This window comes from Brevibacillus nitrificans (assembly GCF_003710965.1).
GTDB classification, from domain to species: Bacteria; Bacillota; Bacilli; order Brevibacillales; family Brevibacillaceae; genus Brevibacillus; species Brevibacillus centrosporus.
In genome coordinates, this window is record NZ_RHHU01000011.1 from 157,759 (window position 1) to 171,651 (window position 13,893).

Sequence of the window (13,893 nt, forward strand, 5' to 3'; positions counted from 1 at the left end):
CATCTGTTGGCAAATGCTCGCAGATGCATGCTTACGTCGGCAAAGTATCCGTCATCAGCTTTAAAAGAAAAAACAGGGCGATCCCTGCAACGGCTACCACCCACCAGAGCGGCTTGCTGTCTGCCTTCCCTGTCTTGTATATGCCGATCAGCTTCCAGGTGCCCACGGCCACACAGAGGAGACTGATCAGGAGCAGGACTGTCCCCATGATCTCCCTCCTTTCCCTCCTCCTAGCTATATGGGAGGGAAAGAAAAAAAATCACTCTTTTGGCCCGTCCTTTTTCCCTAGGCGACCCAATACCGCGCGGCCTCGCTGCTTGATGGACTCATCCTTTAGCGTCAGCTCGCGTTTTTTCATCATGCCGTTCTTCGATGTGTCCGGGCGGTCGTTTGGCTGATCCTTGCGCATTAGCTGTACTTTCCTTTGCCCTTTTTCTCGTATTCCTCGAGCAGCTCGCCAAAGCTCTTGTTCTTTTCGCGCTCTTCCTGCTCGCGACGTTTTTTCTCCGCAGCCTCCTGCGCCTGTCGTTCACTTTCTGCCTTCATGTCTTTTTCCAGCTGCTTTAATTTGCCAAGGGCATCCGCATTCAGCATCTCTTTCAGATTCAGCCCATTTTTTGCTTCTGTTGCCGTTGCCGCCTCTTGAGACGGACGCTGCGGCTTGCGTTGCTGTTTCTTCGCCATCCTTCTTCCAACCCTTTCCACTCGCGGATGAATCCCCTCATTCATTCGCCCGTCTTCGGTCATACTATCTACGTCAAGACGCTGTTCACTCAACCAATAGAGGAGGACCTGACATGGTGCGAAACAAGGCAAAAGACTTTGGGAAAACCGCTGAAATTCGTGGGCCAAAAGCCCAATCCGAAGCTGTCCGATCTGACGGCTCCATTAATAGTGAACCACAAGAGCGGTTAAAAGAAAACCGTTGAGACTGCCCGCAATCTGAAAACCGCCGATCCTACTGGACCCGGCGGTTTTTCCTCGTCTGGCTCTGTTCCCTTGCTTTTCGGATGGCCCGCTCCTGCTTGATCAGTGTGAGCTTGTCGGCAAACTGAAATTGGCAGCCTTTTTTCCACAGCCTTTTGGCCAAATCCCGTTCCATCTCGACTCGCGCAAGCTCCTTGCATCCCCCTGCCTGCAGGAAGGTGGAACGAAGAGACGATACATGCTGTGTCTGAAACAGCGTCCAAGGCGATCGGTGATGGACCAGCCTCGGTCCGTATTTTTGCCGTATGGCTTGACGCCTCTCTGCATCCGGGCAAGGCAATCCGATATGAAAGAGCTGCCCACCTGCGATCTGGCTCTCCTCCAGCAAGGGGACGGTCGCGTTGTGGGTATGCGGACGCTTGATATGTGGATACTGTTCCAGCCATTCCCGGCACTCCTGCTGCTGGATGGGGCTGAAATCGGGTTCGTATACGGAGTAAATGCGCCTGGTTCCCAGACCCAGCAGAACCAGCTCATTTGCATGCTCGTGGGCCTGCTGATGGACCCCGATGAACTCACGCGGAACGATCATGTTGCAGGATAAAAGGATCACCACTTCCCCGCTCGCCTTCGCAAGACCCGTATTCAACAAGTAGTAGTACGGCATTCTTTTGCGAAAACGGACGACCTGCAACGGGTAGTGAGCATGAAAGCGCTCGATCCTATCCGCGAGTCCGTCACAGGAAGCGTTGTCGATCACGATCACTTCATATTCATCGAAGTCCGTGAACTGCAAATTCAGACTGAACAAGGTGTACAGGAGCTGATCAGCTGCATTTCTAACCGGAATGACGACACTCGTAAGCATCGGATCTCCCCCTTTTTATAGCGTATGCGAAAAGTCCAAAGATGGGCTGGGCGCACAGGTATAAGGGGAAGGGTCTTGATGCATCTTAAGGAAGAAAGCCTCAAAGGAGGTCCTACAGATGGACAAGGACAAGCGGGATAACAAGGAAACGAAAAATATCGCGATCGACGGTACATTGCCGCATCAAATCAGCGCTCCTGACTTCAAGAACTCGACGCGTTCCATTCAAAAGCCGTTCGTCAACGAGTTTGGCGTCGTCATCGGGGACAGCCTTTACGATTCACAGGAATCCCCCATCAACAACTGGAGCACCGAGACAGATCCTTCTGTCATGGCAGGCGATCAATGGGTTCATCCCACGAACGACATTGGCTGGAATTCGTACGAAAATCGAGAAATGCTGGAGGACAAGCCATTTGTAGGAGCTCGTTTTTCTCACCCTACTCATGACGTGAGCAAGGGCAAAGACTAAAGCTTCCTTTTAATTGTAAAGCCCATTTGGCGAGAGCGACTTCGCCGGATGGGCTCTTCGTTTGTGGTACAATGGGCGTGACTGAGAGGAGAGGAAAATAACCCATGAGTATCACGCTACATATCGAACCTGCTTTCGCTCTCGCCTATAAACGCTACGCCGAATTTCAAGCGGGAGACATCCTGCGCTTGTACGTTCGGACGAGCGGTCCCGGCACGGGCGGATTATTCTACGCTATTGAAAAAGATACAGTCATGCCAGACGATGCCATTTTCGATGTCGAGGAACTGCGCTTCGTCATCCGTCCTACTGACTTCTGGTATTTTGACGGCGGACAGTTCACCTACAACCCCGCCTTTGGAGAATACGGCTTTTCCTTTTCCAATCCTCGGCTGGAAGACTGACCCCTTGTAAGAAGAACCCAACCTCAAAGCACACACAACCAGAAACTTTTTTTCGAGACAGTCGTATAGTTCAGTGACTGTGATGACGTATGGGAGGGACCTTGAATGAAAAAAAGCCGTTCGGTCCTCTTGGCCATCGGCGCCTTTTTGCTTACCAACTTAAAATGGCTGCTCGGTATCTTAAAATTTTCCAAATTCGGTACCACCCTGTTATCGATGATTGTCAGCCTGTGGTTTTATGCCGTTTTTTACGGCTGGAAGTTCGCCGCTGCTCTCGTGTACCTGATTTTTGTCCATGAAATGGGCCATGTGCTTGCAGCCAAACGCAAAGGCATCGCGACCTCGCCTGCCGTCTTCATCCCGTTCGCGGGTGCTTTCATCTCCATGAAGGACACACCAAGGGATGCGAGCACAGAAGCATACCTCGCCTACGGGGGACCGCTGGCTGGCATGATCGCCTTTTTACCCGCTCTGCCGCTTTACTGGTGGACGCAGGATCCGTTTTGGGCCTTGGTCATTTATCTGGGTGCCTTGCTCAACTTGTTCAACCTGATGCCTATTTCCCCGCTGGATGGTGGGCGCATCGTCTCTGTATTATCGACCAAGATCTGGCTGATCGGTCTGATTGGTTTGGGAGCCATGCTGTTCGCCAATCCGGGGCCGCTGATGGTCTTCATTTTTATCATTGGCCTCATCACCTGGTGGAGCCGACTGCGGGAGAGCTATCAGCACCAGGTCCTGCAGTATGAACGGGGAAGCCTGCTCGCCTTTCTCGACGAAATCACGAAATGGCCCCAGCTGGAGTCTTCGTGGAATAAGCGTGTCGAGCTTGGGGAGGAAGCTGCCTTGCTCGATCGATCTGTGCCGCCCAAAGGCTTTCTCATCCCTTTTTTACAGGACGAAAAACGCCTCAAGCGCGACCGCCTGCGCCTGGATCGGGTTTATGCCCATCGGAAGTGGGATTTGTTTAAACAATGGGAACGTGAACCGGTTGCGTTTCTCGACAGCGATCCCTTCCGGCCAGCCCCATCTGCGATCTTGAATGAAGCGGAGCAGACGGCGATGCAGCGTCTGACAGAAGTCGAGGAACAAATGCACCGCCTAACAACGTATTATACGGCACCGGCATCCACGAAATGGAAAGTATTGATTGCCTATCTCGCTCTGGCAGCTGTTCTTTCCGGCTTCTACATGTATGCGCAGCACCTGCTGCCCCGGTGATCCAGGGAGCGACAAACGTCCGGGAGAAAAGCAACCGGACGTTTGACCATCTATGACCTTCTAAGAGGTCAAAAACGTGCGATACGGTTATCTGACTGACGCTCTTCACAACCAGTAAGGCTGTAGCGCCTACTACGGAGAATTATCGGCTTTGTCGGACTTTCCTTTTCTCTGTAAAATGAGAAGTGTACACTCAGACCAAATTCCAAAACCTGCGCTTGGGAGTGAGCAGACGCCGCGTCTTTCATCCCGTAGCGTAATACAAATCCAGAGAGGATGACTTTTTACTTGGATAGCGTTCCGATAGTGCTCAACCTACTGCTTGTTGTTTTTCTCGTTTTTCTGAACGGCTTTTTCGTAGCCGCCGAGTTTGCTCTCGTAAAGGTGCGGCAAACGCGCCTGACCCAAATGGTCAATGAAGGGAACAAACGAGCCACCTACGCCCAAAAAGTAACCCAAAAGCTGGACGGATACTTGTCTGCCTGTCAGGTAGGTATTACGCTTGCCTCCCTGGGTCTTGGTTGGGTCGGGGAACCGGCTATCGCCCACATGATTGTGGAACCACTCCTGGGCTCTACAGGACTTCCGGATTATGCGATTTCTGCCATTTCGTTTGGTGTCGCATTCGCGATTATCACGTTCTTGCACATCGTACTCGGAGAGCTGGCACCAAAATCACTGGCTATTCAGAAAGCAGAAGCAACTTCGCTGTGGGTTGCCGCACCATTAATGTTCTTCTATAAATTGCTCTACCCGGCTATCTGGTTCTTGAACGGGACAGCCAACGCGCTCATGAAACGTCTAGGTATGGAACCTATTTCCGAGCATGAAGCCGCACATACGGAAGAAGAAATTCGCATTCTCGTAAACCAAAGCCATCAAAGCGGACATATCGACCAAACCGAGCTGTCACTGGTGGAACACGTATTTGATTTCTCTGAAACCTTGGCACGGGAGACGATGATCCCCCGTATCGATATGGTTTGCTTGTATAACTCGAATACGTTTGAGGAAAATCTGGAGATCATCCGTACACAGCGTCATACGCGATTCCCAGTAGCAGACGAGGACAAAGACAACATCATCGGCTTTGTCCACGCCACAGACTTTTATCTGTCCGCTCTCCAAGATGGATATGCCGATTTGGCGAAGCTGCTCCGTCCTGTATTGACGGTTCCCGAAACGATGGAAATCAGCACCGTATTGCGCCTCATGCAGAAAAAACGTTCGCAGCTTGCGATCGTCATCGATGAGTACGGCGGTACTGCTGGTTTGGTCACTATGGAAGACATCCTGGAAGAAATCGTCGGCGACATCCAAGACGAGTTTGACGAAGAGCGCCCTGAAATCGAAAAAGTGGAAAACGGCCTGTCTGTTTCCGGTATGCTGACCCTCGCCGACCTGAACGATCACATCCCGTTTGATCTCGAATCCGAGGATGTGGACACGATCGGTGGCTGGTTGTACAGCCAGCTGGAAGAAGAGATTGCCGTCGGTGCTTTTGTCGAGTGGGAGAATTACTTGTTCACCGTCAAACAGATGGATAATCACCGTGTGACCCGCGTTTTGATCACGGAGCTGCCTCCGCAAAATACGGAAGCTTCCGAAGAGTTGCAGACTGTCTCCTAACCGAGTCCCTACAAACGCAACGCCCCCTTCCAGCCAAGACGGCTTGGGAAGGGGGCTTTTTGGTACAGTAACCATCTCTATGGATTCTAGGTTCCCTCGATCGCTTTTCGCGGCTCCCAATCTCGGACGCCATTGTCCTCGAGTATTCCCATCGTTACATCGCTGATATCGGGATCGGTGAGCACGCTGTCGCGAATGCGGTATTTGATGTCGTCCGCCACCGAAAGCATCAAGCCTGAACGCAGCTCGACATAGCATTCGACGTGATAGAAGCGTCCTTCCTGAACGATGCGCAGCTTGTTGATATCCGTCACGTCGGGATCAGCCAGGATGGTCTTGGCGACGCGATCCTCCACCTCTTTTGGCGCAGCTACTCCGATCAGACCTACCATGTTATCGTAGCCCACTTTGAAAGCAACACCGATCATCAATACGCCAATCAGCATGGTGGCGATTCCGTCGAAAAGGGTAATGGTAGATACCTGGCCGATGATGACGGCGATGAGAGCGAGCAGGGCACCTGTAGTGGCAACGATGTCTTCGTAAAAGACGAGGCGCGTCGGCGGTGCAGCGCGTCCTACGTTTCGAAAAGCAGCAGGAATGATCGCCATTCCAGTCGCCTCCGCACGAGTCTCGTGTACGATTTCTTTCATGGCTTTCACCAAGACATAGCCATCTACGACGATCGCCAGAAACAGTATCCAAAAGTTGATCCAGAAGTGCGTTGCGTGAGCAGGTTCTTTGATGAGGTGCCAGCCTTCTGTAATGGTCTCGTACGCCATCACGGTCACGACGATCACCGCGATCATGCAAAAGAGATTGATCACACGCCCAAACCCGGTAGGAAAGCGCGGTGTCGGCTTTTTCTCGGCCAGTACGCTCCCGAAGAAAACGAAGCCTTGGTTCACCGCATCCGCGACCGAGTGCATGGCAGATGCAAACATGGCTCCGCTGCCGCTAAAGGCAGCTGCCATTCCCTTTACGATGGCCAGCCCTGTATTGCCCAAGGCTGCCGTGGCCGAAGACATGTTGCCCTTTTTTAACGTTTCCCAGAAAGAACCCATCCTGCTATGTATCCTCCTCGTAAGTCATGCGCATTTTCTTTATTATACTATTCCCAAGGAGGGTGCAAATGGGGCTTTTCACCGAAAAGGAAAATATTTGAAAGGGGGGGCAAGCGGAATACTTCTGCCTGCCCCTTAGTTACCATGACACTGTTATTTTAAGCAATGAGTTTAAGCCCTGCGACAGATACGATCACCAGCGCAATGCAAGTGATGCGCAGCTTGTCCTTCGGCTCACCGTACACCAGCATGCCTACCAAAGCACTGCCGACCGTACCGATTCCCGTCCAAACGGCATAGGCGGTCCCCATGGCGATTTCCTTCATCGCAAACGACAGCAGGATAAAGCTCAGCGCAAATCCCCCCACCAGCACCAGATAGGACCGCAGGGACGGCTTCTGGTTGACCTGTGTAATCCCCATGACACCTACGACCTCAAAACATCCTGCCAATATCAAGGCTACCCAAGTCATGCCGCTTCCCCTTCCTTTCGTGGTTGATCATCATGCTCATGCGTCACCAGCTTCAGGCCGATAATTCCGACCAAAAGCAGGGCGATCAATCCGATCTTGGCCCAGCTGAACGGCTCTCCGAACACGACCATTTCGCTGATGACGGTACCTGCCGTTCCCAGCCCGACGAACACGGCATAGACCGTACTGGTCGGCAGCCTTTTCCCCGAGTAGACAAGCACCCCAAAGCTGACTAGAATCGCAACCGCTGTAAGGCCCCATGCCAAAACGCTATCCGCATGCTTGAGTCCCGCAACCCATCCAACCTCAAACACGGCAGCGACGATCACGAGCATCCAGTTTTTACTCATCACGCAAACTCCCCTCTCTTTTCCGTATCATTCCCCTACCCGGCGGGAGCACGAGGTCCCAGCGCCTTTTTCCACGCAAAAAAAGCCGCGGTCGAATACCATCTCGATATTCTCCCGGGCTTTTATCCCTCCGTGTACACGGCTATGCCGTGGGTTTTCTCTCGGTCCAGACCGGATGCTTTGCCTCCGCGGAACCCTAGAAAACTCTGGGTATGAAATTAGGTTTTGTATCTGGAATTGCCTTTACTTTATCACAAAAGGATTTTGACCTCAATGGATTTTGCTGGCCCTCGACACTTAGAAAAAGGACAGACCGATGGCGAAAATAACACCGGATACAAGCAGGGTCGTCACGCAGTACCCCATGATGTCACGCACGCCCAAGCCTGCAATGGCAAGCGCCGGCAAGGCCCAGAACGGCTGTGCCATGTTCATCCACGCTTCCCCGTAGGCAATCGCCATGGCTGCAATCCCCGAGTCCACGCCAAGCTGCTGTGCGGCCGGCATGATGAATGGACCCTGTACGACCCAGTGACCGCCGCCGGATGGAACGAAGAAGTTTACCAAACCAGAGCTGAGGAACGCCAGGAACGGGAACGTCTCCGGAGTCGAAATCGAGATAAAGGCGTTGGTCATCATGCCGCCCAATCCAGACTGCTCCATCATGCCTTGAATCCCTGCGTAGAACGGGAACTGAATCAAGATACCTGCAGTCCCTTTCGCTGCGTTACCCACTGCTTTCATGTAAGAGAGCGGCGTTCCGTGGAGAAGCAAGCCCGCGATGAAGAAGAGCAGGTTGACCGTGTTGATATCTACTTTGAAGCCTTTGTTGGCAAAATAATAAATCAAATAGGAGAAGCCCAATACACAAATGATATACGTCAAAATCCGGCTGTTTTCCATGACCGTTGCAAATGTTTTCTCAGTCGGAGCAGCTTCAGCAGTCGCTGCTACTTCCTCTTTTGCGAACAGCTGTGGATCGATTTCAACGACTTCTTTACCCGTCGGCATCATCAAACGCGTCATAATCGGCAGGGCAACCAACAGGGCAATGGTAATGAACAGGTTGTATCCTGTGAAAATCGTATCCGTGAGCGGAATCAGCCCGGCTGTTTTTTCCAGAGGGTTACCCGGCGTTGCTGCCGTAAGCGGGACGGAGCCTGAGAGACCGCCATGCCATGTCAAAAAGCCGATGTATGCACAGGCGATCAAAAAGCGATAGTCGGAGCCAGGTACGCGCTTGGCAACCTCTTTCGCAAACAAGGCACCTACAATCAGACCAAAGCCCCAGTTGAGCAAACAGGCGATAGCCGAACCAAGCGTGACCAGAATGACGCCTTGGACCGGTGTTTTGGCAATGCTCGCGAGACGAGTCAGGCTGCGGCTGACGAGCGGCGAGCTGGCGAGCGCATGACCTGTCACCAATACCAGAGCCATTTGCATCGCGAATGCCAGCAGATTCCAGAAGCCGTTCCCCCAGAACTGCACCATTTGAATCGGACCGTGATCGGTAAACACAAGACCACATACAAACAAAATAATTGTCAGAATGAGGGCAAAGACAAATGGATCTGGCAAAAACTTTTGCACCAGAGTCGAGAAAAAACGTGACAACGCTTTCATGAATGTCCTCCTTGCTTCCTTAAGCTTTGTACTCTCTCCTTTCTTTTCAAGAATCGTACCAACTGTTTCTCTGGCCAAAAATCGCGCCAATCCTGGACTTGCCTCGGCGTCTACATCAAAAAAGTGTGTAAAAAGTAAACCTTCCGCCTACTTTTTACACACTTTCCCGTTATTCTTCTGAAACGTCTATTTCGTACATCTCCATCTTGTACAACAACGCGCTGCGCGAGATTCCAAGCCGTTTGGCTGTCCTCAGCCTGTTGCCCTTCTCCCGTTGCAGGGCGCGGGTGATCGCTTCCTTTTCCACTTCCGAAATGATGTCTTTCATCGTTCGATCTTCAAATTGAAGGCCGCGCTTTTCCTTTGCCTCATCGGGCGTTTGCCGCGTTTCCTCTAGATGCACCCGTATATGCTCCGGTAGAATGGCTTGCCCACTTGCCAGCACAACCGCTCGCTCGATCGTATTCTCCAGCTGTCTCACATTGCCTGGCCAATGATAGGCGTTCAAAAGCTCGACAGCTGCGGGAGACAAAAAACAGTCCTCCTTGCCCGTTTCACGTCCAAACCTGGTTAGGAAATGACGGATGAGCAGGGGAATATCTTCTTTTCGCTCGCGAAGGGGAGGCATTTGAATCGGGACGACATTCAGACGGTAGTACAGGTCCTCGCGGAAAAGCTCCTGACGGATTCTTTCCCGCAAATCACGGTTGGTGGCGGCGATAATGCGCACATCAATCGGAATCGGCTCCACGCCTCCGAGCCTGACCAATGTCCTCTCCTGCAAGACACGCAGCAGCTTAACCTGCAAGGATGGAGTGAGCTCCCCTACCTCATCGAGAAACAGCGTCCCTCCGTTGGCTGCTTCAAACAATCCTGGCTTGCGTGCGACAGCTCCCGTAAAGGCTCCCCGCTCGTACCCGAACAATTCGCTTTCCAGCAGCTTTTCCGGGATCGCTCCGCAGTTGACAGGAATGAGAGGCTGATCGGCTCGCGGACTGTTATTGTGAATCGCCCGCGCAATCAGTTCCTTCCCCGTCCCGCTCTCCCCCTGGATCAAGACGGTCGCTCTGGTCATGCTCACTTTTCCGACCAGCTTGTACACTTCCTGCATGGCGGGGCTCAACCCCACTAAATACCCTGGGTAATCCGGCTGTTCCTCCTGCGAAGGGCGCATGGTTCCCTCTTCGTCCCCTGCATCCGGCTGCTGCAGCGCTTTTGCCACCACCTGCTTGACCTGCGTGAGATCGAACGGCTTTTGCACATAATCGTAAGCACCCAAGCGCATGGCTTCCATCACATCATTTGCAGAGCCGTAAGCAGTCATCATAATGACGCTGGGCTGGGCTGATTTTGCCTGCTTGAGACGGCGGAGTGTCTCCATCCCGTCCATTTCCGGCATGCGCAGATCCAGAAGCATGACATCCGGCTCGTACTGTCCTATCTGCTCCATGGCCTCTGCGCCGCTCGCTGCCTCTTTCGTATCGTAGCCCGCTTTGCGCAAGCTTGTAGACAATGCTTTGCGCACATTGACTTCATCATCGACTACTAGAATGCGTCTTTTCATCTCTCTGCCTCCTCCCATCTCCCTGGCAGCGTCACTGTAAACCGGACGCCATTTGCTACATTTTGGGCAGTGATATGTCCTCCGTAGGCATGCACGATTCGCTGGGAAATCGCCAGCCCCAGCCCCGTTCCAGAAGGCTTCGTCGTGTAAAACGGCTCAAAAACGGAGAGCAAATGCTCTTCGGCAATGGGTTGACCGTCATTTGTCACATGGATACATGCCTGATTGCCATCCTTTTCCGTTTGGATTTGGATAACTCCCCCATGTGGCATCGCCTGGATCGCGTTGATCAAAATGTTTAAGAAGACCTGCTTCAGCAAATCTGGCGATGCGAGAACAAACGGCGCATGATCCCCGAAGCATCTCTCCACCTGAATGCCTTTGCCGGCCGCACTTCGCTCCATCAGCATCACAGTCTGATTGATCACATCCCACAGATGGATGGGGACATGAGCCTCCTCATCGGGGCGGGAAAAGAGCAGCAGCTCGTCCGCAAAGCGGTTCAGCCTCTCCACTTCCTCCACGATGATTTCCGTGTACTCCCGACAGGCATGCTCCTCTGGCAAATCTTCTTCAATGATTTGCGCAAAAGCCTTTATCGAGGTAAGGGGATTGCGTACCTCATGAGCAATACTCGCTGCCCATTCTCCGATAACCGCGAGACGCTCTGCCTGTGCCAATCGCAGCTCCATCCGTTTCCATTCCGTTCGTTCATCGAGCACGACAATGACCCCGAGCACTTGATCAGTCGGACTCACCCAGATCGATGTCCCCACTTTCACATAACGATGCCCCCGCTCAGGATGCTTGTACTCCCACTCGGCATCGCGGATCGTTCTGCCATGAACCAGCGTTTCTGTCAGCAAGCCGACGAACTCCGCGCTTTCCGCAAATACTTCTGCATGCGCTTTGCCCATGACCTGCTCCGCGGATCGTCCCGTTATTTTGGCTGCCGCCTCGTTCCAGGACGTGATTCTCCCCTGATCGTCCAAAGCCAGTACACCGCTATCCATGCTCTGCATGATGGTTTCCGTACGGGTCCGGCTCGCCTGCAGCTCGCCCGCCATCCTGTTGATCGCCTCGGATATTTCTCCTGGTTCTCCAGCCAAACGTCTCATGCGATGCGACAGATCCAGACTGATGGTTTTCAGCCCTGCCTTGATCTCCTCCAGAAGGGCTTCCAGTCTGTGCACCATCAGGCCGCTGACTAAAGCTGCTATCAAGCAGCCGACACCCGAGATGGCGAAAATGCTCCTGCGCATCCCTGCCAGCTGTACATCGATATTGCTCATCAGCTCATTTGCCCAAGTATAACCGATCATCTTGCCGTTTCTTTTCAGCGGGTACATGGCATTCATGATGTTGCCCCTGACCTGCTCTCCGATCGCGATCTCCGGTTTTCCGCTTTCCATGACCAACCGTCCGAAATGCTCGGGTGATATCGACTCCCCCACGTGAAACTTCATTTCCTGACTCGGCCCGTATGTTACAATCGCATCCAGGTCTGCGGCATAATAACCGACACCGATACCCGGGTGCTCGTCAGCGATCCGATCTGTAAGCGGTTGCAGAGCTTGGTTTAAATACTCAATTTTCTGCGCCCGAGTCGCCTCTTGCACCCCAAGCCTTTTGGTCAGGTCGTCATAATCTTTTGGCAGCGCAAAATCCAGCTGCTGTGTGATCGCGATCAGCTTTTGCTTTTTTTCCTCGAGCAAAGCCTGCTCGGCAGCATGAAGAAGCACAAGCCCTGTGATCAAAATGGGCAGGATCGTCACGGCTACTACAGAGGCTATTAGGCGAATCCGATAAAAATAAGCTTTCAACATGCATACCTCGCTCTACGTTTCCTCTTCTATGTTATTCTAACATAGAGAATCCATCTCATATTGCTTTCGAAAAGGAGCATACCCATGACACATGTTCTGTTTGTCTGCCTGGGGAATATTTGCCGCTCCCCGATGGCAGAAGCCGTCTTTCGTCATCTCGTCGAGCAGCGAGGGCTGACCGCTCAGATCGCTATCGATTCATGCGGCATTGGTGACTGGCATGCTGGCGAGCGCCCTCATACCGGTACGCAGAAAATTTTGCGTGAAAAGGGGATCGCCCACGATACCTTGCGCGCCCGGCAAATTACTTCGGATGATTTTGCGACCTACGATTACATCGTTTGCATGGACGAGGAAAACCTCTCTGCTCTTCAGCGCCTGGCTCCCGCTGGCAAGAAGGTGTACAGGCTGCTGGACTTTGCGACCGCTGCCAAGGAGCAAAACGTCGAGGACCCGTACTACACCGGGCGTTTCGGCTACGTCTACGATCTGGTCGAGGACGGCTGCCAAGGCTTGCTGGCGCATATTTTGAAAGAAGGGAAGTAGCTCGGTCGCTTTGACGGCACTCCTTTGTTCATGAAAAGAAGGGATAGCCGCTAGATGGGCTATCCCTTTTGTAATTTGCTCTCTATGAGACCGCCAGCGTAGTCTGCTCGGTCTGTTCCCGCAGCCATTTTACTGTGCTGCCGATCAATCGCTGATAACCGTCTGCCGTCGAAAAGGTATGGTCTGCACCGATAACGACCTCCGTCTCGCAGCGTCCCCGTCTGCGCAAGCGCAGCTCCCGTTCGTAATGGAACATTGCATCGACAGAAATCACATCATCCCGGTTTCCGTGCAGGAGTAGAGCATCTCCTTCAAATTGCTTGGCTTGGCGCAAAGGGAGCGCCCCGTTCAGCGATTGGAAAAAGCGATCTTGCAGCAGGTAGCCGTGATGATCCGTTTTTCCGGTCAGCAGCGCCTCCTGATAGCCCCTCTCCCCTACAATCCGCACGATGTCGTCATACGGACGGGCAACTGCCGCCCAAAGAACGAGGGAGTGGATTCGTTTATCCGTACTGGCGGTGAGCATGGAAACGGCACCACCGAGGCTATGGCCGATGAGGCTGACACGCTCAGGATCGATGCTATCCAGCTGGAAGGCAAAGTCGAGCACATCCCGTGTCTGGTTGAGCAGGACATCCAGCCCACCTGCACCGTAATCCCCGCTGCTCTCCCCGCACCCACCGTAGTCAAAGCGCAAGACGGCAAAGCCATTTGCGGTCAGCTCTCTGGCAGCTTTGACAAACAAGCGATCGACTCCGATGCGACTGCCAATAAAGCCGTGGCAGATGATGATTAGGGGAAACTTTTCACCTGACTGATTGGGCTCATGCAAAGTTGCCGTTAACGCGATGTCTCCGCTTGGTATTTGAAAAGTCCGTTCCATTAAACTCACCTCATTTATTTTCAGTATTCCGAGTAGTTTACTT

17 protein-coding genes and 1 riboswitch are annotated in these 13,893 nt (G+C 52.8%); of the genes, 6 read left to right on the forward strand and 11 right to left on the reverse strand.

The genetic code is table 11. The features are described from left to right. Positions 1-31: 31 nt before the first annotated feature. Genes EDM59_RS31120 through EDM59_RS18755 form a run of 3 tightly spaced genes read right to left on the reverse strand, consistent with a single transcriptional unit; the run spans position 32 to position 684 of the window. On the reverse strand, positions 32-208 hold the full coding sequence (locus EDM59_RS31120; RefSeq protein WP_170184322.1) for a hypothetical protein: 177 nt from the start codon (positions 206-208) through the stop codon (positions 32-34). A 51-nt stretch (positions 209-259) separates the two neighbouring features. Further along, the gene (locus tag EDM59_RS31125; protein ID WP_170184323.1) at positions 260-409 is read right to left on the reverse strand and encodes a hypothetical protein; all 150 of its coding nucleotides are present in this window, start codon (positions 407-409) and stop codon (positions 260-262) included. Next, positions 409-684, reverse strand: coding sequence for a YqkE family protein (locus tag EDM59_RS18755; RefSeq protein WP_122925019.1), 276 nt, complete (start codon positions 682-684; stop codon positions 409-411). Before EDM59_RS18755 ends, EDM59_RS31125 begins: the two co-directional genes overlap by 1 nt. Positions 685-797: 113 nt before the next feature. On the opposite strand from EDM59_RS18755, the gene sspK reads away from it, so the two are divergent. Continuing rightward, entirely contained in the window at positions 798-929 is a 132-nt protein-coding gene (gene sspK, locus EDM59_RS18760) for a small acid-soluble spore protein K (protein ID WP_003391014.1), read from the forward strand. 29 nt (positions 930-958) lie between these two features. On the opposite strand, the gene EDM59_RS18765 is transcribed toward sspK, so the two are convergent. Beyond that, entirely contained in the window at positions 959-1,795 is an 837-nt protein-coding gene (locus tag EDM59_RS18765) for a glycosyltransferase family 2 protein (RefSeq protein ID WP_122925020.1), read from the reverse strand. 118 nt (positions 1,796-1,913) lie between these two features. Between EDM59_RS18765 and EDM59_RS18770 the strand changes: the two genes are divergently transcribed. The 4 genes from EDM59_RS18770 to EDM59_RS18785 all read left to right on the forward strand — a co-directional run bounded on the left by EDM59_RS18770 (position 1,914) and on the right by EDM59_RS18785 (position 5,521). Then, the gene (locus EDM59_RS18770; RefSeq protein WP_122925021.1) at positions 1,914-2,267 is read left to right on the forward strand and encodes a DUF3905 domain-containing protein; all 354 of its coding nucleotides are present in this window, start codon (positions 1,914-1,916) and stop codon (positions 2,265-2,267) included. Positions 2,268-2,371: 104 nt separating this feature from the next. Further along, on the forward strand, positions 2,372-2,671 hold the full coding sequence (locus EDM59_RS18775) for an iron-sulfur cluster assembly accessory protein (protein ID WP_122925022.1): 300 nt from the start codon (positions 2,372-2,374) through the stop codon (positions 2,669-2,671). 105 nt (positions 2,672-2,776) lie between these two features. After that, a complete protein-coding gene (locus tag EDM59_RS18780) occupies positions 2,777-3,892 on the forward strand; it encodes a site-2 protease family protein (RefSeq protein WP_122925023.1) in 1,116 nt (371 codons plus the stop codon). 288 nt (positions 3,893-4,180) lie between these two features. Continuing rightward, positions 4,181-5,521, forward strand: a complete 1,341-nt coding sequence (locus EDM59_RS18785; protein ID WP_122925213.1) for a hemolysin family protein — start codon at positions 4,181-4,183, stop codon at positions 5,519-5,521. 86 nt (positions 5,522-5,607) lie between these two features. Here the strand turns inward: EDM59_RS18785 and EDM59_RS18790 are convergent, their stop codons facing one another. The 6 genes from EDM59_RS18790 to atoS all read right to left on the reverse strand — a co-directional run bounded on the left by EDM59_RS18790 (position 5,608) and on the right by atoS (position 12,421). Further along, complete coding sequence (locus tag EDM59_RS18790; RefSeq protein WP_122925024.1) at positions 5,608-6,585, reverse strand: cation diffusion facilitator family transporter; 978 nt, start codon at positions 6,583-6,585, stop codon at positions 5,608-5,610. Between the two features lie 158 nt (positions 6,586-6,743). Continuing rightward, positions 6,744-7,058, reverse strand: a complete 315-nt coding sequence (locus tag EDM59_RS18795; RefSeq protein WP_122925025.1) for a DMT family transporter — start codon at positions 7,056-7,058, stop codon at positions 6,744-6,746. Continuing rightward, positions 7,055-7,408: a DMT family transporter gene (locus tag EDM59_RS18800; protein ID WP_122925026.1), complete on the reverse strand. Its 354-nt coding sequence runs from the start codon at positions 7,406-7,408 to the stop codon at positions 7,055-7,057. Before EDM59_RS18800 ends, EDM59_RS18795 begins: the two co-directional genes overlap by 4 nt. 109 nt (positions 7,409-7,517) lie before the next feature. Then, a riboswitch (guanidine-I (ykkC/yxkD leader) is annotated at positions 7,518-7,619 on the reverse strand. Positions 7,620-7,705: 86 nt separating this feature from the next. Next, a complete protein-coding gene (locus EDM59_RS18805) occupies positions 7,706-9,031 on the reverse strand; it encodes a TIGR00366 family protein (RefSeq protein ID WP_122925027.1) in 1,326 nt (441 codons plus the stop codon). 169 nt (positions 9,032-9,200) lie between these two features. Then, positions 9,201-10,595 (reverse strand): sigma-54-dependent transcriptional regulator, encoded by a 1,395-nt coding sequence (locus EDM59_RS18810; RefSeq protein WP_122925028.1) that lies wholly within the window; start codon positions 10,593-10,595, stop codon positions 9,201-9,203. Next, positions 10,592-12,421 (reverse strand): two-component system sensor histidine kinase AtoS, encoded by a 1,830-nt coding sequence (gene atoS / locus EDM59_RS18815; RefSeq protein WP_246011118.1) that lies wholly within the window; start codon positions 12,419-12,421, stop codon positions 10,592-10,594. The genes EDM59_RS18810 and atoS overlap by 4 nt, the downstream gene beginning before the upstream one ends. A gap of 84 nt (positions 12,422-12,505) precedes the next feature. Here atoS and EDM59_RS18820 point away from each other — a divergent pair, with 84 nt between their 5' ends. Next, positions 12,506-12,967: a low molecular weight protein-tyrosine-phosphatase gene (locus EDM59_RS18820; protein ID WP_122925029.1), complete on the forward strand. Its 462-nt coding sequence runs from the start codon at positions 12,506-12,508 to the stop codon at positions 12,965-12,967. A gap of 82 nt (positions 12,968-13,049) precedes the next feature. Here EDM59_RS18820 and EDM59_RS18825 read toward each other — a convergent pair whose 3' ends face one another. Beyond that, complete coding sequence (locus EDM59_RS18825) at positions 13,050-13,850, reverse strand: alpha/beta hydrolase (RefSeq protein ID WP_122925030.1); 801 nt, start codon at positions 13,848-13,850, stop codon at positions 13,050-13,052. Between the last annotated feature and the right edge of the window lie 43 nt (positions 13,851-13,893).

Bases quoted from the DNA above. Each gene is read 5' to 3' on its own strand.
- EDM59_RS31120 (WP_170184322.1), bottom strand. From the start codon at position 208: ATGGGGACAGTCCTGCTCCTGATCAGTCTCCTCTGTGTGGCCGTGGGC.
- EDM59_RS31125 (WP_170184323.1), bottom strand. From the start codon at position 409: ATGCGCAAGGATCAGCCAAACGACCGCCCGGACACATCGAAGAACGGC.
- EDM59_RS18755 (WP_122925019.1), bottom strand. From the start codon at position 684: ATGGCGAAGAAACAGCAACGCAAGCCGCAGCGTCCGTCTCAAGAGGCG.
- sspK (WP_003391014.1), top strand. From the start codon at position 798: ATGGTGCGAAACAAGGCAAAAGACTTTGGGAAAACCGCTGAAATTCGT.
- EDM59_RS18765 (WP_122925020.1), bottom strand. From the start codon at position 1,795: ATGCTTACGAGTGTCGTCATTCCGGTTAGAAATGCAGCTGATCAGCTC.
- EDM59_RS18770 (WP_122925021.1), top strand. From the start codon at position 1,914: ATGGACAAGGACAAGCGGGATAACAAGGAAACGAAAAATATCGCGATC.
- EDM59_RS18775 (WP_122925022.1), top strand. From the start codon at position 2,372: ATGAGTATCACGCTACATATCGAACCTGCTTTCGCTCTCGCCTATAAA.
- EDM59_RS18780 (WP_122925023.1), top strand. From the start codon at position 2,777: ATGAAAAAAAGCCGTTCGGTCCTCTTGGCCATCGGCGCCTTTTTGCTT.
- EDM59_RS18790 (WP_122925024.1), bottom strand. From the start codon at position 6,585: ATGGGTTCTTTCTGGGAAACGTTAAAAAAGGGCAACATGTCTTCGGCC.
- EDM59_RS18795 (WP_122925025.1), bottom strand. From the start codon at position 7,058: ATGACTTGGGTAGCCTTGATATTGGCAGGATGTTTTGAGGTCGTAGGT.
- EDM59_RS18800 (WP_122925026.1), bottom strand. From the start codon at position 7,408: ATGAGTAAAAACTGGATGCTCGTGATCGTCGCTGCCGTGTTTGAGGTT.
- EDM59_RS18805 (WP_122925027.1), bottom strand. From the start codon at position 9,031: ATGAAAGCGTTGTCACGTTTTTTCTCGACTCTGGTGCAAAAGTTTTTG.
- EDM59_RS18810 (WP_122925028.1), bottom strand. From the start codon at position 10,595: ATGAAAAGACGCATTCTAGTAGTCGATGATGAAGTCAATGTGCGCAAA.
- atoS (WP_246011118.1), bottom strand. From the start codon at position 12,421: ATGTTGAAAGCTTATTTTTATCGGATTCGCCTAATAGCCTCTGTAGTA.
- EDM59_RS18820 (WP_122925029.1), top strand. From the start codon at position 12,506: ATGACACATGTTCTGTTTGTCTGCCTGGGGAATATTTGCCGCTCCCCG.
- EDM59_RS18825 (WP_122925030.1), bottom strand. From the start codon at position 13,850: ATGGAACGGACTTTTCAAATACCAAGCGGAGACATCGCGTTAACGGCA.